The organism is Thermohalobacter berrensis (genome assembly GCF_003609645.1).
GTDB classification, from domain to species: Bacteria; Bacillota; Clostridia; order Tissierellales; family Thermohalobacteraceae; genus Thermohalobacter; species Thermohalobacter berrensis.
In genome coordinates, this window is the sequence record NZ_MCIB01000037.1 from 97288 (window position 1) to 118714 (window position 21427).

Annotated in this window: 21 protein-coding genes and 1 other annotated feature; of the genes, 12 read left to right on the top strand and 9 right to left on the bottom strand. The window is 29.8% G+C overall.

Features of this window, described 5'->3' with window-relative positions:
• The first annotated feature begins 75 nt into the window (after window positions 1-75).
• The gene (locus tag BET03_RS11815) at window positions 76-1437 is read left to right on the top strand and encodes an MATE family efflux transporter (protein WP_183108849.1); all 1362 of its coding nucleotides are present in this window, start codon (window positions 76-78) and stop codon (window positions 1435-1437) included.
• A gap of 52 nt (window positions 1438-1489) precedes the next feature.
• On the opposite strand, the gene BET03_RS11820 is transcribed toward BET03_RS11815, so the two are convergent.
• Window positions 1490-1924 (bottom strand): Fur family transcriptional regulator, encoded by a 435-nt coding sequence (locus BET03_RS11820; protein ID WP_120170505.1) that lies wholly within the window; start codon window positions 1922-1924, stop codon window positions 1490-1492.
• 183 nt (window positions 1925-2107) lie between these two features.
• On the opposite strand from BET03_RS11820, the gene BET03_RS11825 reads away from it, so the two are divergent.
• The 5 genes from BET03_RS11825 (at window position 2108) to BET03_RS11840 (ending at window position 5977) form a co-directional block, all read left to right on the top strand.
• Window positions 2108-3037, top strand: coding sequence for a metal ABC transporter solute-binding protein, Zn/Mn family (locus BET03_RS11825; RefSeq protein WP_120170506.1), 930 nt, complete (start codon window positions 2108-2110; stop codon window positions 3035-3037).
• A gap of 58 nt (window positions 3038-3095) precedes the next feature.
• Window positions 3096-3845 carry a metal ABC transporter ATP-binding protein gene (locus tag BET03_RS11830; protein WP_120170507.1) on the top strand — a complete coding sequence of 250 codons (750 nt, stop codon included), beginning with the start codon at window positions 3096-3098 and terminating at the stop codon, window positions 3843-3845.
• Entirely contained in the window at window positions 3838-4650 is an 813-nt protein-coding gene (locus BET03_RS11835; RefSeq protein ID WP_120170508.1) for a metal ABC transporter permease, read from the top strand. The genes BET03_RS11830 and BET03_RS11835 overlap by 8 nt, the downstream gene beginning before the upstream one ends.
• 176 nt (window positions 4651-4826) lie before the next feature.
• Window positions 4827-4958, top strand: a complete 132-nt coding sequence (locus BET03_RS14000; protein ID WP_279230398.1) for a hypothetical protein — start codon at window positions 4827-4829, stop codon at window positions 4956-4958.
• A 209-nt stretch (window positions 4959-5167) separates the two neighbouring features.
• Window positions 5168-5977 carry a nitroreductase family protein gene (locus tag BET03_RS11840; RefSeq protein WP_120170509.1) on the top strand — a complete coding sequence of 270 codons (810 nt, stop codon included), beginning with the start codon at window positions 5168-5170 and terminating at the stop codon, window positions 5975-5977.
• A gap of 8 nt (window positions 5978-5985) precedes the next feature.
• Here the strand turns inward: BET03_RS11840 and BET03_RS11845 are convergent, their stop codons facing one another.
• The gene (locus BET03_RS11845) at window positions 5986-7509 is read right to left on the bottom strand and encodes a phosphoenolpyruvate carboxykinase (ATP) (protein WP_120170510.1); all 1524 of its coding nucleotides are present in this window, start codon (window positions 7507-7509) and stop codon (window positions 5986-5988) included.
• A gap of 333 nt (window positions 7510-7842) precedes the next feature.
• On the opposite strand from BET03_RS11845, the gene BET03_RS11850 reads away from it, so the two are divergent.
• Window positions 7843-9228, top strand: a complete 1386-nt coding sequence (locus BET03_RS11850; RefSeq protein ID WP_120170511.1) for an alanine/glycine:cation symporter family protein — start codon at window positions 7843-7845, stop codon at window positions 9226-9228.
• A 201-nt stretch (window positions 9229-9429) separates the two neighbouring features.
• Window positions 9430-9635, top strand: a binding site (T-box leader).
• A gap of 55 nt (window positions 9636-9690) precedes the next feature.
• Window positions 9691-10917 (top strand): tyrosine--tRNA ligase, encoded by a 1227-nt coding sequence (gene tyrS / locus BET03_RS11855; RefSeq protein WP_120170512.1) that lies wholly within the window; start codon window positions 9691-9693, stop codon window positions 10915-10917.
• Between the two features lie 32 nt (window positions 10918-10949).
• Here the strand turns inward: tyrS and BET03_RS11860 are convergent, their stop codons facing one another.
• Complete coding sequence (locus BET03_RS11860) at window positions 10950-11561, bottom strand: NUDIX hydrolase (RefSeq protein ID WP_120170513.1); 612 nt, start codon at window positions 11559-11561, stop codon at window positions 10950-10952.
• Between the two features lie 136 nt (window positions 11562-11697).
• Between BET03_RS11860 and BET03_RS11865 the strand changes: the two genes are divergently transcribed.
• Window positions 11698-12234, top strand: a complete 537-nt coding sequence (locus tag BET03_RS11865) for a nucleoside-triphosphatase (RefSeq protein WP_183108850.1) — start codon at window positions 11698-11700, stop codon at window positions 12232-12234.
• A 32-nt stretch (window positions 12235-12266) separates the two neighbouring features.
• Window positions 12267-12824, top strand: coding sequence for an ECF transporter S component (locus BET03_RS11870; protein ID WP_183108851.1), 558 nt, complete (start codon window positions 12267-12269; stop codon window positions 12822-12824).
• Between the two features lie 42 nt (window positions 12825-12866).
• Here the strand turns inward: BET03_RS11870 and BET03_RS11875 are convergent, their stop codons facing one another.
• The 3 genes from BET03_RS11875 to BET03_RS11885 all read right to left on the bottom strand — a co-directional run bounded on the left by BET03_RS11875 (window position 12867) and on the right by BET03_RS11885 (window position 14453).
• Complete coding sequence (locus BET03_RS11875) at window positions 12867-13295, bottom strand: ferritin-like domain-containing protein (RefSeq protein ID WP_120170516.1); 429 nt, start codon at window positions 13293-13295, stop codon at window positions 12867-12869.
• A complete protein-coding gene (locus tag BET03_RS11880) occupies window positions 13295-13741 on the bottom strand; it encodes a hypothetical protein (protein WP_120170517.1) in 447 nt (148 codons plus the stop codon). The genes BET03_RS11875 and BET03_RS11880 overlap by 1 nt, the downstream gene beginning before the upstream one ends.
• A gap of 184 nt (window positions 13742-13925) precedes the next feature.
• Window positions 13926-14453 carry a peroxiredoxin gene (locus BET03_RS11885; protein WP_120170518.1) on the bottom strand — a complete coding sequence of 176 codons (528 nt, stop codon included), beginning with the start codon at window positions 14451-14453 and terminating at the stop codon, window positions 13926-13928.
• Window positions 14454-14609: 156 nt separating this feature from the next.
• Between BET03_RS11885 and proC the strand changes: the two genes are divergently transcribed.
• Window positions 14610-15410, top strand: a complete 801-nt coding sequence (proC, locus tag BET03_RS11890) for a pyrroline-5-carboxylate reductase (protein WP_120170519.1) — start codon at window positions 14610-14612, stop codon at window positions 15408-15410.
• 21 nt (window positions 15411-15431) lie between these two features.
• Here the strand turns inward: proC and BET03_RS11895 are convergent, their stop codons facing one another.
• The 3 genes from BET03_RS11895 to BET03_RS11905 form a co-directional block, all read right to left on the bottom strand.
• Window positions 15432-15860 carry a DUF2935 domain-containing protein gene (locus tag BET03_RS11895; RefSeq protein WP_120170520.1) on the bottom strand — a complete coding sequence of 143 codons (429 nt, stop codon included), beginning with the start codon at window positions 15858-15860 and terminating at the stop codon, window positions 15432-15434.
• 91 nt (window positions 15861-15951) lie between these two features.
• Window positions 15952-17565 carry a glycosyl hydrolase family 18 protein gene (locus tag BET03_RS11900; RefSeq protein WP_120170521.1) on the bottom strand — a complete coding sequence of 538 codons (1614 nt, stop codon included), beginning with the start codon at window positions 17563-17565 and terminating at the stop codon, window positions 15952-15954.
• Window positions 17566-17698: 133 nt separating this feature from the next.
• Entirely contained in the window at window positions 17699-19351 is a 1653-nt protein-coding gene (locus BET03_RS11905) for a Na+/H+ antiporter NhaC family protein (RefSeq protein ID WP_243096931.1), read from the bottom strand.
• A 337-nt stretch (window positions 19352-19688) separates the two neighbouring features.
• Here BET03_RS11905 and BET03_RS11910 point away from each other — a divergent pair, with 337 nt between their 5' ends.
• Window positions 19689-20921 (top strand): LL-diaminopimelate aminotransferase, encoded by a 1233-nt coding sequence (locus tag BET03_RS11910; protein WP_120170522.1) that lies wholly within the window; start codon window positions 19689-19691, stop codon window positions 20919-20921.
• Window positions 20922-21427: the final 506 nt, after the last annotated feature.

Genomic DNA, 21427 nt, shown 5'->3' on the forward strand with positions numbered 1-21427 from the left:
AAAAATTATGGATTAAATAGTTAAAAAGGTATATAATAGATAATAATTAGTTTCGCTTGTAAAAGGGGGATATCAATGATAGAAAGAATTGATAAGGATAAAAATTTTTATAAAAAGCTGATTTCTTTAGCCTCACCTATAGCATTACAGAATTTTATATCCTCCTCGCTAAATATGGTCGATAATGTTATGATAGGTAGACTGGGGGAAACACACCTAGCATCAGTGGGGTTAGCTAACCAATTTTTCTTTTTATTTGTATTACTTTTATTTGGTCTAAATAGTGGAGCATCTATTTTTTTGTCCCAATTTTGGGGTAAAAAAGATATATTAAATATACGTAAAATATTAGGAATTGCATTAATAGTAGGGGGATTTTTAAGTTTTCTCTTTGGAAGTAGTGCTTTTTTTATACCTAAATTCATAATGTCTATTTTTTCTCAGGATAGTAATGTTGTTAATCTTGGAAGCCAATATCTAAAAATTGTATCTTTAAGCTATTTTTTTACCACTATAAGTTTTGCATATGGTTTTGCATCTAGAAGTATTGGTGAGCCAAAGCTTCCCATGGTTGTTAGTGCCATTTCTTTAGGCTGTAATACAATTTTAAATTATCTCTTGATTTTTGGTAACTTTGGTTTTCCTCAACTAGGAATTAAAGGGGCAGCCCTTGCTACCCTTATATCTAGAACACTAGAGATGCTTTTAACCCTTAAAATTATATATGGTAAAAAAGGTGTTTTAGCTGGTAGAATAAATGAAATGTTCAATTTATCTAAGAATTTTATTGTAAAATTCTTCAAAACATCTATACCGGTAATATTAAATGAAGGTTTTTGGTCCCTTGGTATGACAATGTATTCCATTGCATATGGAAGGATAGGAACAGAAGCCTTTGCAGCAGTTCAGATAACATTAACAATTCAAAACTTATTCATGGTAATTTCAATTGGAATGGGAAATGCAAGCTCTGTAATGATAGGAAATAAAATAGGAGCAAATGAGGAAAAGGAAGCTATTTCCTATGCAAAAAAGTTTTCAATTTTAGGACCTTCTATCGGGTTAGTTATGGGAATAATTTTGATATTACTATCTCCCTTTATATTAAAATTGTTTAGTGTTAATAATGTAGTACATCAGAATGCAAGTAGAATACTTATTATTATGGGAATATTTATGGCTATTCGAGTTTTTAATATAATATTAGTAGTTGGAATACTAAGGGGTGGTGGAGATACAAAATTTTCACTATTTCTTGAAACAGGAAGTGTATGGTTAGTAGGTGTTCCACTTGCTTTTTTAGGGGCTTTAGTTTGGCGGCTTCCTGTTTATTGGGTTTTTACTTTAGTTTCATTAGAAGAACTTGTTAAAGCAACAATTGGAATACCTAGAATTATATCAAAAAAATGGGTACGTAATGTTGTGGAATATATGTAAATATATAATTTTTATACAATATAATTATCTCTTAATTTAAAAAGGCCTTAACTTAGGGGTTAAGGTCTTTTTTACAGTCTTCACAATAGCCATATAGTTCAATTTTATGGTCTGTTAATATAAAATTTTTTTCTTTTACTAAATCGGAAAATTTTTTTAAAGGGCAAAAATCTATTATTTCTGTCTTACCGCATATTTTACATATTATATGGTGATGGTGTGATTCTTCACAGATTAAACAATATAAAGCAGTATTGTTATCCTTTGTTTTATGAAGCATATTTATATCTTCAAGGATTTCTAAATTTCTATAAATAGTGGTAATATTAAGGTTAGGATATATCTTAATTGTTTCTTTAAGAATATCCTCAGCTGATATAAAGTGTTTATTATGCCCTATTAAAACCTTTAATATTGCTTTTCTTTGGGGGGTTAGTTTATATCCATTTTCCTTAACTTTTTTCTTTAAATCCTTTAAGCTTATCATAAAGTCACTCCTATATAAATTCTAAATTTATCATAACATATCCTTTGTGTTTTCAGCAATAAAAGTATAAGATTAGTATTTATTAACAATTTTATGTTTAAATGATAATGATTATTGACAACAATATAAATGTTGATATAATTAAATTGTAAATGCAAATAATTTGCAATTAGGAGGAATGAAATGAAATTAAAAAGAAATTTAACTATTTTAATATTTGTTATGGCAATACTGTTAATTGGATGTAGTAATAAAGCATTAGAGAGTAACAGTAAGAATAAGCCTATGGTGGTTGTTTCAATCGTGCCACAAAAAACATTTGTAAAGGCAGTTGCAGGTGACTTAGTAGATGTTACAGTGATGATTCCACCAGGGAATAGTCCAGCTAATTATCAGCCATCACCAAAGGAAATGAAGGATTTAAGCAAATCTTTACTATATTTTAGTATAGGTGTTCCAACGGAGGAAGTTAATATTTTACCTAAGATAAAAGACTTTAACAATAAAATTAAAGTTGTTTCTTTAGCTGATGAAGTAGGTAAGATATACCCCCATAGATATTTTGAAAATGATAATGATAGGCATTCACATGATAATGAAGATGAGCATAATCATAGTGGAAGGGACCCGCATATTTGGTTATCTCCTAAAAGGGTTAAGATAATGGTAGATGTAATTGCTGATGAGTTAGGGAAATTAGACCCTAATAATAAAGACATTTATGAAAAAAATGCTAAGGAATACATAGAAAAACTTGATAATCTTGATAAAGATATTAGAGATGTTTTAAGTGATGTTAATAATAGGGCATTTATTATATACCATCCTGTTTTAGGATATTTTGCTGATGATTATAATTTAGAAATGATATCTATTGAGAAGGAAGGAAAGGAAGCAACTGTTAAGGGTATACAAGAAATAATTGATACTGCAAAGAAAAAGAATATAAAAGTAATTTTTTATCAAGCTGAAATCGACAGTCCACAGACTAAAGTTTTAGCTGAAGAAATAGGTGGCAAAATACAAATTATTGAACCACTAGCTCCTAACTATATAGAAAACATGAAAAAAATAGCCTATACATTTAAGCAAGTACTTAAACCACAAGATTAATTGCTATTATAAATGGGTATAATTGAAAAAATGAAGAAATTACACAGGAGCGATACATATGTGTCAAGTAGAAGTGAAAAATGTAAGTGTTCACTATGGAAATGTATGTGCATTAAATGGGGTTAATCTGAAAATAAAAAAAGGGGATTTTTTAGGAATTATCGGTCCAAATGGAGGTGGAAAAACTACCCTTTTAAAGGTAATATTAGGACTTACTAAGCCTTCCAGTGGTAAAGTAATCAAAAAGAACGGAACAACTATTAGTTATGTACCCCAATTTAGTTCTTTTAGTAGAGGCTTTCCCATTAAGGTTTTAGATGTAATTTTAATGGGAAGATTAAAAAAAGGCATAAATTTTTTTCACAGATATAGTAAAGAAGATATAGAAAAGGCCGACTATATAATGGAAAAACTTCAAATTTCAAAATTTAGAGATAGACAAATAGGTCAGCTTTCAGGTGGTCAGCTTCAAAAGGTTCTAATTGCCAGGGCTTTGGCAGTAGAACCTAATATTCTATTGTTAGATGAGCCAACAGCAAGCCTAGATACCAATTCAAAAACTGAAATTTACCAATTGTTAAAAAGTATAAATAAAGATGTAACAGTTGTTCTAGTTAGCCACGATATTGGTACAATTTCTTCCTATGTTAAAAGTATAGCATGTATAAATCAAAGTCTTTTTTACCATGGAAAAACAGAGCTAAGTAGGGAAAGTATAGAGAAGACCTATGGATGTCCTATTGACTTAGTAGCACATGGGTTTCCACATAGAGTATTAAGAAAACATGAGGAGAATGGCAATGATTAAAGAATTTTTAGAATACAATTTTCTTCAAAATGCTCTAATTAGTGCAATATTAGCAAGTATTGTATGTGGAATTATTGGTACAATTATAATAGAAAAAAGATTAGTTATGATGAGTGGGGGTATAGCCCATACATCTTTTGGAGGTATAGGTTTAGGTTATTTATTAGGAATTGAACCTATTATAGGTGGATTACTATTTGCAATTTTAGCGGCTTTAGGCATTACTTCTATTAATAAAAAGACAAGGACTAACTCAGATGCCTTAATAGGGATGTTTTGGGCTGTTGGTATGGCCCTAGGAATTATTTTTATAGCATTAACTCCAGGTTACCCACCTGATTTGACTTCTTACTTATTTGGAGATATTCTTGCAGTATCTAAAATTGGGATTAAACTTATGATAGTTTTAGATTTAATTATAGGATTTATAATTGTTTCACTTTATAACTATTGGAAGGCTTTCTTATTTGATGAAGAATTTTTAAAAGTTTTAGGAATAAAAGTAACTCTTTTAGAATATTTATTATTTATTTTAATTGCCTTAGCAATTGTTGTACTTATAAAGGTTGTGGGGATTATATTAGTAATAGCACTTTTAACTATACCTCCTTCAGTTGCAAAATTTTATACATATGATTTTAAAAAACTTATGATTTTGGCAACTTTACTGGGAATAGTATTTTGTATTTTAGGACTAATTATATCCTATCAATTTAATATACCATCTGGAGCAACAATAATTATAGTGTCAGCGATTGTATATCTATTAGGAAGTTTGTTTAAGGGAGGTAATTTAGTCAAATAACTTGATTTGGAAGTTATCATATTTTTATTTTTTAATATTATATAAGATGAAAGTAATAGATAAGTAATAAAGTTGTTATTATTTTGTTAAATATAAATTGAAAAAGTACGTTTATTATTTTATATAAGGTATTAACAAATTAAATATGGTTATAATATTTTTTAGAGGTGGTGTCTGTGAGAAGGATTTTAGGATTAATACTAATATCTATCGGGCTTTTGGGAATGATTTTACCGGTATTACCAGGATGGATATTTTTTATTCCCGGTGTTAAACTATTATTTTCTAGAAAGGCTGGATTGATTTAAAGATAGTTATAAGATAAATGGAAAATAGCAATGCGTAATAAAACGTCTACTTAAGTGGGCGTTTTTTAATTTTTGGACAGTAAAAAAGATACTTAGTAAACTAGTAGATAAAACATTAAATAAAGAAAGTTCTTTAGGGTAAGTATTTAATAGTGCAATAAAGTCAAAAAGCTTGAACAGTTAAAAGTTTATTTTAGGGGGATAGGAAAATGGAGTTATATGATACTATTTTTAAAAGAAAGTCTATAAGGAAATATTCAAGGGGAAAATTATCTAAAGAATTACTAGAAAAAATAAATAAAATAGTAAAAAATACAGATAGACTATATAATGATATTAATATGCAGGTTCATATGATAGAAGACGGAGAAAGTATAGGAAAAATAATATCAGGAATTATAGGAAGTTATGGGAAGATAAAAGCTCCCCATTACCTTTTAGTATCTTCTGAAGAGAAGGAAGGATACTTAGAAAATATAGGGTACACTTTAGAATATGTAGTATTACAACTTACCAAAATGGGAATAGCAACATGTTGGATTGGTGGACAGATGAAGAAAAAGTTAGTTAAAGATATTATAAAATTAGAAAAAGGGCAACTTCCTATATTACTTATTTCTTTTGGTTACCCTGAAGAAAAAGAAGTTCTTTTAAGAAATCCTGAAAAAATTAAAAGAAAGGACTTATCAGAAATAGTTGTTGGAGATATAGATGAAACTTGGACTAAAATATTAAATGCTGCAAGATATGCACCTTCAGCAGTAAATAGCCAGCCCTGGAGGTTTATAGTTGATAATGAACAAAATGCAATACATGCCTGTGTTATAAGAAGAAAGAATATAATAACGAAACATTTTCTTGAAAAAACAAATATGATAGATATAGGTATAGCATTAAGACATATAGATATAGCTGCTAAGTATTTTTCTAAAGATATAGAGTTTAAAAAGATAGAATTTAACAAAGATAAAAACTATATTTACATTACAAGTATAGTAGAAAAAAATAGCTTAGAGTAAAGTTTACTCTAAGCTATACTACTTGCAATCTTTTTATTTAAGCTATGGAATCTATTTAACCATTCTGTTCTTTCATTTTTTAATTTATTTATTAAATTCTTATACTCTATTTTAGTATAATAATTTTTTGGATTATACTTTTGTATATCAATTCCTGGAACATTTTTAGGTACTAGATAACCCCAGTCCTTATCTAATTGCCACTCAATGTTATCCTTTGCGACTTCTTTCATTATTGTTGTAGAAACCTTAATGGTTATTTTTTCACCTTTAAAATCATCCTTTTTACCAACACTTCCTGTGTTTAATAAGTAACATTCCATATCAGGGTTTTGTTTTAAAATCTGATATAATCTATGTCCTTCTTCAGATTCAGGTCCTATAATAAATGGATTAGTTCCTACACATCTTTTAGATTGACCAGCTTTTGTTGGATCACCAGCTGAAGTTTCTATAGATTCACCTAGCATAAAGAATGTAACTGCTTGAGATGCAGTAAGCTTCACAACTGGAGGTATTATATCATTTCTTCTAGTTATGAAGATTAGTTTATGGGCCTTATTTAAATCTATATTTTTATCTGTACTTTCTATTTCTTCTCTTAAAACTATTCCTCTTCCATTGGAAGTAAGTTCAGTATTGTTAAAATCTACTTTTCCATCATTATATACTTTTACATTTTCAAATATTGCATTTGGACTAATTGCAGCATTGTAAAGAACTTTTTGTGATTCATTTAGACCTTCTGTTTTTATAAAGAAGCCATTTTCAGTACCAGCACATGAACCATCCTTATCCATAAAAATAACATCATCTTGCCTTATGATAACCTTTTCTTCTCCGGTTAATCCATGGTCATGTATAGTTAAGGTTGTTTTGCCTGTTCCACTTAAACCAAACATTATAAATCCTACATCATTTAAATTGCCTTTTTTATCCTTGACTCTTAGGACTTTACTTCCTGCATGTAAACCAAGACCTCCCATTTTCTTGACCCTATACATGGCCATTCTTAAAAAGGACTTTTTAGCTTCTCCAAAGTAATCTGTTCCAAGTATATATGTAATTCCTTCTTCTGGATATACTATAATAATTTTTTCAGGCCATTCTGGTACATATACACTAATTAGTTCTGGATTATCTTTATCTATAGGAGAAAATAAAGTATTATTCCACATATAAGCTATCCTACTATACTCTTTAGTTATATATAACCTACAGTTAAAGGAAAACTTATTGTTCATTCCCATTTTTCTATCTATTCTAAGTACTTCCCTATTCTTTAAATAATGATTGACTTCATTAACTATTTTATCTGCTTCTATTCTATTAATACCTTGTTGATCTACTCCTAGTGGAATGTCATTTACAACATAAGTATTTTTTGCACTTCTATTTCTAACTTTACTAATGTAACACGGACTATTAAACTCTGTAGTTATTTCCTTATGTTGACTCATATTTCTAAGTGTTTTAATATCAGGGTTTATGATAACTTTTTTAAAAGAATCATCACTTAAAGAGTGTAGCATTTTTCAGCCTCCTATATAGCATTATAATATTATTTACCAAAAATCTATATATAGTATAACATAAATAAAGAATTATGACACAATAAATGATAGATGTTACTAAAATTTAAAAAAATAGTAAACACTTTAATTTAACTAGTAACAGTAAGTTATTTAATGCTATTGATAAATATTTGACTTATAAATATTCGGACAGTCTTGAATTTTTTTCAAATTTGTAATATAATTATTATTAATTGGAAAAAGGAGGTGGGATATGGAAAAGATCTGGAAAACGTTAACAAAATAAGAAGAAAGGATTTTTTATCTAAAGAAAAATAAGGGGGGTTTTTTTTGGACGCTTTACAAGAATTTATAAGTTCGGCTTCTGGTTTTGCATGGGGGCCATTTACGATTATTTTATTAGTTGGTACTGGTATACTTTTAAGTTTAGGGACAAGGTTTGTTCAGTATAGAAAATTACCTTTAGCTTTAAAACTACTTTTCTCAAAGGAACATAAAGGTGAAGGTGATATATCGCCTTTTCAAGCACTTATGACATCACTTGCAGCTACTATAGGTACTGGTAATATAGCAGGAGTTGCTACAGCAATTGCATCAGGAGGACCTGGAGCAGTATTTTGGATGTGGGTTAGTGCAGCATTTGGTGGAGCTTCAAAATATGGTGAAGCTTTATTAGCTATAAAATATAGGATAACAAATGAAAAGGGCGAAAAATCTGGTGGTCCTATGTATTATATCTCAAATGGTATGAAAGAAAGATTTGGAGGCAACTGGAACTGGCTTGGTTGGCTATTTGCACTATTTGGATTTGTGGCTTCATTTGGTATTGGTAATATGGTTCAATCTAACGCAGTTGCAGGCTCTTTACAAGAATCCTTTGGAGTTCCACTTTTCATATCAGGTATAATTCTTGCAGCATTAGTAGGCTTAGTAATTGTTGGAGGAATTAAGAAAATAGGAAAAGTTACTGATAAAATAGTTCCTATTATGGCAACAGGATATATTATAGGTGCACTTATAGTAATATTTACAAATATATCTGCAGTACCTAAGGCCTTTAGTATGATATTTAGTAATGCCTTTACTGGCAAGGCAGTAGGTGGAGGAGTTTTAGGTACAGTTATTCGCTTTGGTGTTGCCCGTGGTGTATTCTCCAATGAAGCAGGTCTAGGTAGTGCGGCAATAGCCCATGCTGCATCTAAAAATGATGACCCTATTAGACAAGGTTATATTGCTTCATTAGGGTCAATCATAGATACTTTAATAATTTGTACAATGACTGCATTAGTAATTTTAGTATCAGATGTTGTAACTATTGGTAGTGATGGGTTAATGGCTATCCAAGATAATCTTTCTGGGGCACCTTTAACTGCTACAGCTTTTGATAATCTATTGCCAGGAATTGGTGCATATATAGTTTCATTAGGATTAGTATTCTTCTCATTCTCAACAATTTTAGGTTGGTTCTACTATGGTTCTAAATGTCTGGAGTATATAGCAGGAATAAAGGCAGTAGAAATTTATAAATATGTATGGATTGGTTTGTGCTTCTTAGGTTCCATTACTTCTCTAAAATTAGTATGGGGAATATCAGATGTATTTAATGGATTAATGGCTCTGCCAAACTTAATTGCACTAATAACATTAAGTACAATGATATTTAAGATGACTAAAGATTATGAGAAGAAGCAAGACAAATTGGAAAAGAATATATAATTAAATAATTTTTTAGTAGGCACTGTAATATTCCAGTGCCTACTATTTTTGTGCAGGAAATCTATTTACTTTTTTAAGGTAGACAAAAGTTTAATTAAATAATAATTTATAACTAAATAGTTAATACTATAAAACAAATATTAGAAGATACTCACAGTCTTGACAAAATAGGTATATATATATTAGTATAATAAAAAACAATAGTAAACTATGAAGGAGCATAGTAGCACTTTATGGTTACAATCCCAGAGAGCAGACTGGTGGGTGAAAAGTCTGTAGTACATAAAGTTGCGAATTACACTCTGGAGTTTCAATGTGAAAGCATTGCGCTTTATCACACGTTACGTGATATAAAGGCATCTTTTGATGCGAAATAAGGTGGTACCACGGGTCTTCTCGTCCTTATAGGGATGAAAAGGCCTTTTTTTAATACAATTAATTCTAAGAGTAAGGAGGGAGAGTATGGCCAATATTTATGATGTCTTAAAAGAGAGAGGATTTATCGAACAGGCAACACATGAGGAAGAGATAAGAGAGCTTCTTGGAAAGGAATCAGTTACTTTCTATATTGGTTTTGACCCAACTGCCGATAGTTTACATGTAGGCCACTTTATTCAAATAATGGTTATGATGCATATGCAAAGAGCAGGCCACAGACCTATAGCCCTTTTAGGTGGGGGAACAGCAATGGTTGGTGATCCTACAGGTAAAACTGAAATGCGTAAAATGTTGACTAAAGAACAAATCAATAAAAATATTGAATCATTTAGAGAGCAGTTTTCTAAGTTTCTTGACTTTGGAGAAGGAAAAGCCTTATTATTAAACAATGCAGATTGGCTTTTAGACTTAAATTATGTTGAATTCTTAAGAGAGATAGGTAAGCATTTCTCAGTTAATAGAATGCTTACTGCAGAATGTTTTAAAACACGTTTAGAGAGAGGTTTATCATTTTTAGAATTTAATTATATGCTTATGCAATCTTACGATTTCTTAGAATTATTTAGAAAATATAATTGTAAATTGCAGCTTGGTGGAAATGATCAATGGTCAAATATTTTAGGTGGTGTTGATCTAGTAAGAAGAAAAGAAGGAGAATCTGTATATGGATTAACTTTTAAGCTTCTTACAACAAGTGAAGGTAAAAAAATGGGTAAAACTGAATCTGGTGCAATTTGGTTAGATCCTGAGAAGACTTCACCGTATGATTTTTATCAATACTGGAGAAATGTTGATGATAGAGATGTTGAAAAATGTCTTGCTCTACTTACATTCTTACCAATGGATGAAGTAAGAAGGTTAGGTTCCCTTGAGGGTGCTGAAATAAATAAAGCTAAAGAAGTATTAGCTTATGAAGTAACTAAGTTAGTTCATGGGGAAGAAGAGGCTAAAAAAGCTGAAAAAGCAGCAAAGGCACTATTTGGAGGAAAGGGTAACCTTGAATCGATGCCTTCTACTGAAATGGACAAATCTAGGTTTCAAGATGGAGTAGATATAATCACTTTACTTACTGAAACAGGTTTAGCTTCTTCTAAAAGTGAAGCTAGACGTCTAATTAAGCAAGGTGGAATATACGTTAAAGATGAGAGGGTAGATGGTATCGAATTAACTGTAAAACTTGAAGATTTTGAAGATAATAGTATTATATTAAGAAAAGGTAAAAAGAACCATCATAGAATAATACTTAAGTAAAAGACGGCAAATTGCCGTCTTTTATTTGTTATCTATCTTATTATATCTATGAAATTTTTTGTTATTCTAGCAGTAATTCCCCATATAATATAGTCCCTATATTTATAAAAATAAACTGGATATTTCCCAACTCTCCAATCATAATCTTTGCCATTTGGAATTAAATGATAAGGAAAATCATCTGTTAGATTTGGCTTAAGGGTCATATTATATAGTGTTGGTTTGTTATTTATAAAAAAATCTATAGGTACTGTGAAGATATTATCAACTTCATCTTTGTTATACATTATATTTTTTTTATCTACTTCATTAAGTACACCAACAAAGGGATGTATTGAAAAGTTAAAAGGTGATATTAAATAATCTAATTTTCCTATGATTTCAATATTGTCTTTTTTTATGTTTAATTCTTCTACGGTTTCCCTAATAGCAGCTTCAAGAAAGGTTTCTCCTTTTTCAACTCCACCTCCAGGAAAAGAAATCTCTCCTGGCTGTGTATCAAGGTGTTTAGCTCTAACTTCATATAATATACTTAATTTCCCATTATCATAAATTAAAGGAAGTAATACAGCAAAATCACTCTTTATTCCAAGGGGTTTATTTTTTCTCTTACTTATAACATTTTTAATATGCTTTAAATCCAAATATATCACCTGCTTTTTTACAACTATTTTAACATATTTTTATTTATAAAAAAGTACAGGAAATTTAAGAATTCTTTAAAATATTTACAATTTTCAAAATACCAGTTATACTTTAAATAAGAAGTTTATGGGGGAAGTGGTATTTATTTCAAATATATTTTTAACTGGAAAAATAAAAGTTGGTAAGAGTACTATCTTAAATAAAGTCCTTAATAAACTAAAAATTATTCCTTCGGGCTTTAAGACCTTGCCTTTTAAAGAAAAACAAGAAATAAAAGGATATTATATAAAAAGTAATTTAGATGATAGTAATACTTCAAATGAATTACACATAATAGCAAAGAAGAACAAGAATAACAATTGGAATATCCAACATAGTACCTTTGATGTTATAGGTGTTGAAATCTTAAAGAATAGCTTAAAGGCAGAAAATAATGTGATACTTATGGATGAACTTGGCTTTTTTGAATCTAAATCTTTAAAATTTCAAGATTATGTTTTTAAATGTCTTGATAGTGAGAAAATAGTTCTTGGGGTAATTAAACCTATTAGAACTAGTTTTCTAAATAAAATTAGAAACCGCCAAGACACTATTATTTTACACATAAATATTAATAATCGTGATAAGCAATTTGAAAAAGTAGAGGATATATTAAATAATATTCTTTATTGAAAAATAAATAGTTTTACAAAAGGGGGATATCTGTGGCTAAAAAATTTACATTAAAAGAATTAATTTTAATAACTTTGTTAGCAGTGATTTCAATAGTGTCAAAGCCTTTTGTGTTTTATTTTTCTTCATTATTTACATCAACATTTAATCTCCCAGCTGGTATAATAGGTGGAGTTTATTATATGATGTGGCTTACATTAATTTATAGAATTATAAATAAACCTTTTTCTGTAATTCTTTTTTGTGTGCTTCAAGGATTTTTAGCGGTTTTAATAAATGGAATTTTCCTTATTAAAGCTATCACCTTCGTTTTTCCAGGTGTTGGAGCAGAAATAGTTTTATATACATTCAAAAATCGGAATGATTGTTTGGTTAATGTTATGGCTGGGGCAGTAGCAAATTTTACAGGTTCTGTTTTATCATATGTAATGTTTATTGGAAAACAATTTGAGCCACTTGTTATAGTTATTTTTACTTCCTTAATAAGTGGTGGATTAAGTGGTCTTTTAACAACATTTATTTTTGCTAAGATTACAAGATTAGAATTAATAAAAAAATCCCTTTCTTATAACCAAAGATTAAAAAATTAAAGCGGAGGATTTAAACCTCCGCTTTAATTTTAATTATGTAGTTTATTTATTATACCTATTTAATATTCCTTCAAGCATTCTAGCATGTCTAGCCTCATCTTTAGAGGATTCATTAAAATAGTCCCTTGCAGATTCAAGACCTAACTTTTCTGCTTCAATGGCAGCTTCCCTTTTACCTTTATTAGCGAAAGTTTCTCCTTCTAGCATTTCTTTAATATTTTCAAAGATATCGTCAGAAATCATACCGTTTAGTTCTGCAAATCTAGCAGCATGTTCAGCCTCTTCTATTGCAATTCTTTTTAATACTTCAGCTATTTCTGGATATCCCTGTCTTTGAGCTAATCTTGCCATAGCTAAATATATGCCTACCTCCTTAGTTTCTCCCTTAAAATTTTGTTTAACTATTTTCTCTAGATCAGTTCCCTTTGTTTCTCCAATAACATTTTCAATAGTAAGTTCTCTTTTATTCATTATTTAATACCCCCTCTTTTATGATTTTGGAAAGACTTAAATATTTGCTGAGCAAATTCTAAGTTTATAGATTTTGTTTCATCAAGATACACTAGAGTACTTCCTTTATATTCAAGAGGTTCTCCAAATAAAATAACCTCTAGTGAACTTCTTAATATATTAACAATACAATCTTCATCATGATAAAGCCTACAGTTACGACATTGATTTAATATAAATCCTATAGTATTTACTGTAGTTTCTTCATCATATACTTTTGTATCAGTTAAAGGTATTTCATCAAATCCATCATCTATGAATTCATCTTTACTTTTTAGACACTCTTTTGCACAATGTTTACAGTATCCAACTAGACATTGATCTTTTTGACATGTTCCACATGAATCCTCAGTTAAACAACATTCTTCAATTCTTTTTAGTAGTTGGTCAAAGTTAATGTTATCCATAATAGTCCCCCATTTTACATAGGTATAGAAATTAAATTTGACAAATATTATTCCATAAGAATTATTCTAATATTTTTCTATTTTTTCACATAATAGTCCCCCATATATGCCTAGCTACAATAATATGTAATGCTAATATTTTTAAATATATGGGGGATATAAAACTTAACTGAAATTTAGTTTTTTATTCTTCAAGTAGGCTATCACCAGGTTCCCAATTTACAGGGCATAATCCTCCAGTCTTCAAAGCCTTTAATACACGTAATGTTTCATCAACACTTCTTCCTACATTTAAATCATGGATTACTGAATATCTTACAACACCTTCTGGATCTATTATAAATAATCCTCTTAATGCTACCCCTTCTTCTTCAACAAGAACACCATATTTTCTTGAAACTTCCTTTGTAAAGTCTGAAGCCAATGGAAAATTTAATTTTCCAAGGTCACCATTTATCCAAGCTTTATGAGAATGTTCACTATCTGTACTAACAGCTAAAACTTCTGCTCCTTCTTTTTTAAATTCATCATATTTATCACTGTAACCTGTAATTTCTGTTGGGCAAACAAATGTAAAATCTAATGGATAGAAAAACATAACTAACCATTTTCCCTTAAAATCCTCTAGACTGACTTCTCCAAAACCCTCACCATTTCCAAAAGCAGTATTCATCTTAAAATCTGGAGCAGGTTTACCTACTAATCTTTCCATTATTGTTCCTCCTTTTTATTAATTTGGTATCTATTTTATATATTACCATTAAAATTGATTTTAATCAATAAATTTTGTTAATTAATAATTATTTTCCATTAAAAAAATGTAATAATTTGATATAATTAAATAAAAAAGAAAGGAAAGTGAATAAAAATGTACAAGATAGGATTAATAGGTGCTGGAAATATGGGGTTTGCTATTATGAAAGGTCTTTTAAAGGAGTATCTATACTCACATATAGTATTTACAGACAAATCAAGAGAAAAAAAAGAAAGAATAAAAGAAAAACTTAAAATAAAATATATTAACGATAATAAAGAATTAGCTCAGAAAAGCAAGTTCATAGTTTTGGCGGTTAAACCTCAAAATTATGATCAAGTAATAAGTGAAATTGATTCTGTATTAAATGAAAAAAATATTATAGTTAGTATTGCTCCTGGGATTACAATACAGTACATAAAGGAACGACTAAGAAAAGATATAAAAGTTGTTCGTGCAATGCCAAATACTCCAGCACTAGTTGGGGAAGGTATGACTGCCATTTCTTTTTCCAATGATGAATTTGAAGAAGAAGAGATTAAAGATGTAAAAAAAATATTTAAAAGTTTAGGAGAAACTGTAATTATTGATGAGAAGTATCAAGATGCAATAGTGCCAATTTCAGGCAGTTCCCCTGCTTATGTATATATGTTTATTGAGGCAATGGCTGATGCTGGAGTTTTAATGGGATTACCTAGAGAGTTATCATATAAACTAGCTTCACAAACTGTCTTAGGTGCTGCAAAAATGGTTTTAGAAACTGGTAAACATCCTGGTGAACTTAAAGATAATGTGTGTTCTCCAGGAGGGACAACTATAGAAGCAGTGGCCAATTTGGAAAAGAACGGTTTTAGAGGTGTAATAATAGAGGGAATGAATAAGTGTTATGAAAAGACTAAAAAAATGAAAAATTAAGTAAAGGGCATAGTTTGCCCTTTACCAATAACAATAGTTTTCTAGGATTGTCCGAGCTATTCCTATAAAATACTCCGATTCCCTCTGAATATGATTAATAACAATGATAGCTGGTCTATTGTTTTTTACAGCTTGACTTTCATTGATTATTTTGTTTAAGAATACAACAAAATGTTCGCTTTGAAGCAAGGCGAAATTAACTAGATTCATTATTTCCTGATATATTGTAGGACTATAACCTGACCTATTTAATACTTGGATATATTCAACTGTTCTTTCTTCTATTTTAGAAAATTCGTTTTCTAAATCTTCAAGCTTCTCTTGAAAAGGATGTTCTAGATCAGTAACTATCTTTCTAATTACTACAGTATGTTCAGCTTCTTGACGCTTCCAAAACTCCATTTCATCCAGTACTCTATTTATAGATTTATTACCATAGTAGAATCTCATATTTTTTCCTCCTTAAGGGGAAGTAATTGTTAGGAATATTAGTTAATATAAATGTATTCCACTTTAAGGAGTTATTGCATGTCTAAATAATCTACTTTTCTATATAATGAGAAATTCTGTTCATCAATGTAGCCATTTGTGCACGGGTTATCTTCGCTTCAGGATAAAAAGTATTGTCTTTATAACCTATAAAAATACCCTCATTTTTCATTCTAATAATAGCATTATAAGACCATCTTTTTTCTTTAACATCTATAAATGGGGTTCTTTCAGTTTTTATATTAGTATCATTAAAAAAGATTCTGTCAAGTAATACAGCCATTTCTTCCCTTGTGATATGTTTTTCGGGCAGGAAATTTCCTTTACCATCACCTAAAATTAATCCGTTTTCTTGAGCGATAGCGATTTCCCTTTCAGCCCAATGATCCTTGGGAATATCTTTAAAAGAGGGTTTAGTTTTATTACTTTCAATTTCCATAGCTCTTACTAGAGTAACAGCTGCTTCAACTCTAGTTAAAGGTTTATCTGGAAAGAAATGAGTATCTGATACTCCCTCCATCCATCCTTTCTCTTTTACAGCCCATATGTCAGTTTGGGCCCAATGTCCTTCTACATCAGCAAAGTAATGGCCATTTAGCCATATATCATAATAGTTCCATGTGTCTTTAGTTTCTTGTCCTAAGCTCCAACTACCTGATCCCTTTAGATTATATTTTTGGACAAGCCTTAACTTATATTTAATAGATTTTTCGTTTTCAAACCATATTGTGTACTTTCCAGGTGTTAATTTTCTTCCAAATACATAATAGCTTTCATCTTCTGGTCTAATAGTTATGATTGCTCTAGGTGATTTGCTTTTAGTGTCAAAGAGAACTTGTCCATTATATTTTTGTATAAGGGTATTAACATCTGTAAGGCTTATACCATATCCTCCATAGTCAGATTCTTTTTTCCAATAACGCCCAAAAAAAGGAATACCTAATACAATTTTCTCATTTGGAACCCTTTTTAAAGCGTATTTAATAGATTCTTCAACAAAGGAAAGACTTGCAACAGGTCCAGGTTCACTTCCTTGATAACTTTCATCATAGGTCATAAGCATAAGATAATCACTATATTTTCCTAATAATTCGTAATCATATGATCCGTGCCATCCTGAATTAAGTCCTTTGGGATTAGCAGCAACTGCAACAGAAACTACTTTTTCTTCAGACAATTTTTCTCTCAGTAATTTAACAAAATCAGTATAATTACTTCTATCAATTTCTGTTAAATTTTCAATATCCACATTAATCCCATCTAAATTATATTTTTTAATAGCCTCGGCAATTTCTTCTGTTAAAATTTCTCTGTTTTCAAGTGCTTTTCTTCCTAATTCTCTATTCCAATGATTACTTAAAAAAGGAATTACCTTTATATTTCTTTCGTGCATTTCATTAATAAAATCAACGTTTAAAGCTGAGGTAAGCTCTAATGTTCCATCATCCTCTATATTAAAATAATTAGGAGAGATAACGTGTAAACAGCCCTTTGTACGTTCAACATATTTTTTATGTATATCAGGTTCTCCAAAATATACATAAGACATGTTAAGTTTTTTAGCTTTAGCTTCAACATTTGGTTGTTCAGAGATTGAAGAACTAAAAACCAATAAAAAAGCTATAGCAAGTATAAAAGATTTTATGATTATTATTTTTTTAGGCATCATCTTAACCCCCTTGCTTATAACTTAAATAAAATTCTTCGACAATTCAACAAACAACTTTTAGTAAACTAATCAATTGATGGAAATAAAAAAAAGCGGCTTAAGCCGCCATAGGTTATTACGTATAAAGTAATTAATTTTCAATAACATTTATTGGTTTAGATATAAACCTAAAAATTATTATAGCTACTAGAGCACCAGCTAATATGTTTATAATAGATGGTATCCTTAAGGCTACACCAATATATCCTACTAATGCACCTATACTCGCTAATACTGCATATGGAATTTGTGTCTTTACATGGTCTATGTGGTCTGACCCAGTAAACATTGAAGACATAATTGTTGTATCTGATATTGGACTACAGTGGTCACCAAAAATAGCTCCGGCTAAAACTGCACCAATAGTAGGAAATACAAAGGTTAAAGGATCAATTCCAGTATTAATAGACACATTATAAACAATAGGCATAACAATAGGCATAAGGACAGCTATTGTTCCATAAGAAGTTCCAGTTGAAAATGAGATAGCTCCTCCTATAATGAAAGTTATTAATGGCATAATAGATGGGGATAGAATACCTTCCGTAATACTAACCAAATATCCTGCAGTATCTACTGCTTTTATTGAGGAACCAATTCCCCATGCAAATATTAATATAAGTGTTCCATAAAATATTGACCTCATTCCCTCAATATATCCTTTAAATAATTTTTCTAATGAAGCTAAATTTTGAATTTTATATATAACTATTGTTATAAAAACCGATCCAAAGGCTCCCCAACATAATGCTTTAGAACTGCTTCCATTAGCTATTGCTTCAGAAATAGTAATTTCTGGCCATCCTCCAGTTTTAATAAGTAATATAAATATTAACCCTATCAAGGAAAGTATTGGGATAAAAAAGTTTATAAGTCTTTTAGGGCAATCTTTATCTGAATCTAATTCATCAGATTTTTTAGAAATAAGTGGTTTAGCTCCATCTCTTAATATTTTCCCAGTTTTTCTAGAACGCCTCTCAGCCTTTAGCATAGGACCAAAATCTCTTTGGGATAAAACTATATAAGTTAAAAGGGCTAATGTTACAAAACCGTATAAAATGTTGGGAATTGAGCTAAGATAGGCTTTATATGGTGAAAGGGTTATGCCTAAATCATCAAATTGCATTCCTATTTGTCCAACAAGATAAGCTACCCATGAAGATATTCCTGCAATACAAGCTACAGGTGCTGCTGTACTATCTACAATATATGATAATTTCTCTTTTGATATCTTGTATTCTTTAGTAATTGGACTCATTGCAGTACCTACGACTAAGGTGTTAACATAGTCCTCAAAGAAGATTATAAATCCTGCTAATTCTGTGGCTAACATTGCCCCTTTAGTTGATCTAATCTTTTTGGTTATCCATTGGACTACTGCATCGATTCCTCCACCTATTCTCATAATTCCTACTAATCCCCCAAGGGTTAAACTAGTTAGAGCTATCCTTGCTGACCAAGGGTCACCAAGGGAAGTCCATAAAAATTCAACACTTTTTCCAAAACCTTCTACAGGATTTCCCCTCGTAAGAATAGTTGCTGAAACCCATATACCAATAAATAATGAAGGTATAACCTCTTTTGTAATTATAGCCAGCAATATTGCTATTAGGGGAGGTAGTAAAGATATTATTCCAAGATTACTATTACCTTCAGTATTACTATAAGCAAGAACTTCATAATTGAATAATAAGACTAAAGCCATAACTACCATAACAAAAACTAATATTTTTTTAGTTTTCATAAATTTTACCCTCCTTTCAAATTAAAAATAAATGATTAAAAAGATATTTATACTATTCTATGTTTATTAGGCTAAAATAGTAACTATTTCATATTTAGAAAAGCCTTTAACAATTTTCAAAAACAAATAATATTATGGATTATAAAAGAGTTTTTATTTAATAAAGATTTAGTTTAATATCCATGGGTTATAAAAAAGTCTTTTATTAAAAATAAAAGATTCTCAAGGTTGACTTTTTTGAAACACATGACGGAAATTATGTTTTATCCACAATTTTTATTTGTCTATAAATTCCTATGTGTTATAAGATAAAGCTACTTTGGTTGGGGGGATTTGTATGGATTTTATTATAGATAAAATTGCACAACGGTTAGGTGGAAAAAAGTTTTATGAATCAGAAGAAACCTATAGATTTTCAGAAATAAAAAGAACTAAAAAAGAAATATTATCTAAATATCCCTATATTCCACTTATTGATATGGGAATAGGAGAACCTGATTTACCTGCAGATTCAATTATTGTTGATACCCTTTGCAAAGTTGCAGGAAAGCCTGAAAATAGATGGTATGCGGATAATGGAATTCCTGAGTTCCAAGAAGCCTGTGCTAAATTTTTAAAGGAAGTTTTTGGTTTATCTGATATAGACCCTTACAGCGAGATAAGGCATGGAATAGGTGCAAAATCAATTCTTTCAATCCTTCCTCTATGCTTTATAAACCCGGGAGATATTACCCTTACAACTACTCCTGGATATCCAGTTCTAGCTACCCATACTAAGTACCTCGGTGGAGAAGTCTATGATTTACCATTATATAAAGAGAATAACTACTTTCCTGATTTATCAAATATACCAGAGAATATTTTGCAAAGAGCAAAGCTTTTATATATTAATTATCCCAATAACCCCACTGGGCAGATTCCAACTAAGGAATTTTATAAAGAAGTAGTAGACTTTGCCCATAAAAATAACATAATAGTTATTGCTGATGCAGCATATTCAACAATAATATATGATAACATTAAGCCTCTAAGTTTCCTTTCCATAGATGGTGCTAAGGATATAGGAGTTGAAGTCCACTCGCTATCAAAGGCATTTAATATGACAGGATGGAGGCTTGGTTTTATAGTTGGAAACCCTAAAATAATAGAACTTTATAGTAATGTGAAGTCCAATATAGACTCTGGACAGTTTATAGGTATCCAAAAAGCAGGAATCACTGCATTAAATCATCCTGAGCTCATACAAAAAAACTGTAGAAGATACTCAAGAAGACTAGATCTATTGGTAGAAGCCTTAAAAGAAGTAGGTTTTAAGGCAGAAAAGCCAAAAGGTACCTTTTATTGTTATGTACCCATTCCTAAGGGAACAAAAACAGGAATTATTTTCACAAATGCAAGGGAAGTATCTAAATTCTTATTGAAAAAAGCTTTGATTTCTACAGTTCCTTGGGATTCTGCAGGACCACATTTAAGATTTTCAGTAACTTTTGAAGCTAAAGACTATAATGAAGAAATAAAAATAATAGAACAATTAAAAAATAGGTTATTAAAGTTGAAGTTAATTTTCTAGGGGCATGGCAAAGCATCCAAATAAGGAAATGTTTAACAAAAGCTCATTGTATATTTATTCATAAATGGTAAAAAATAGAAAAATGTTTTAAATTTTAAAAAAAATTAAGAAATACAAAAAATTTCATGTTGCGTAACTATAAATCTTTGTTATAATATAAATGGTATAAGAGATTGTTAAAAAATTACCTGAATAAATATGTAAAAGTTTTACAATTCCGTTTATTTTTTAACAAACATTGGACAAGTTTGTCATCAAGGTATAAACGTTTTCCTTTTTCCAATATAACGTTTCTTAAAAATGGTTTTACAAAGGGAGCTATTATGCCTCTAATGTCGAATAATCAGGCATTTAGTAGTTTTTTGCCCAACATTGTCAATCAATTAACATTCTATATTAGTTTTTATAATACACATAAAAAATTTTTATGTTATATTGTTTATTAATTATCTTTCAAATAACATTAAGGGAGGTTAAAAAATGGAATTTAAGTTTGATTGGGAAGC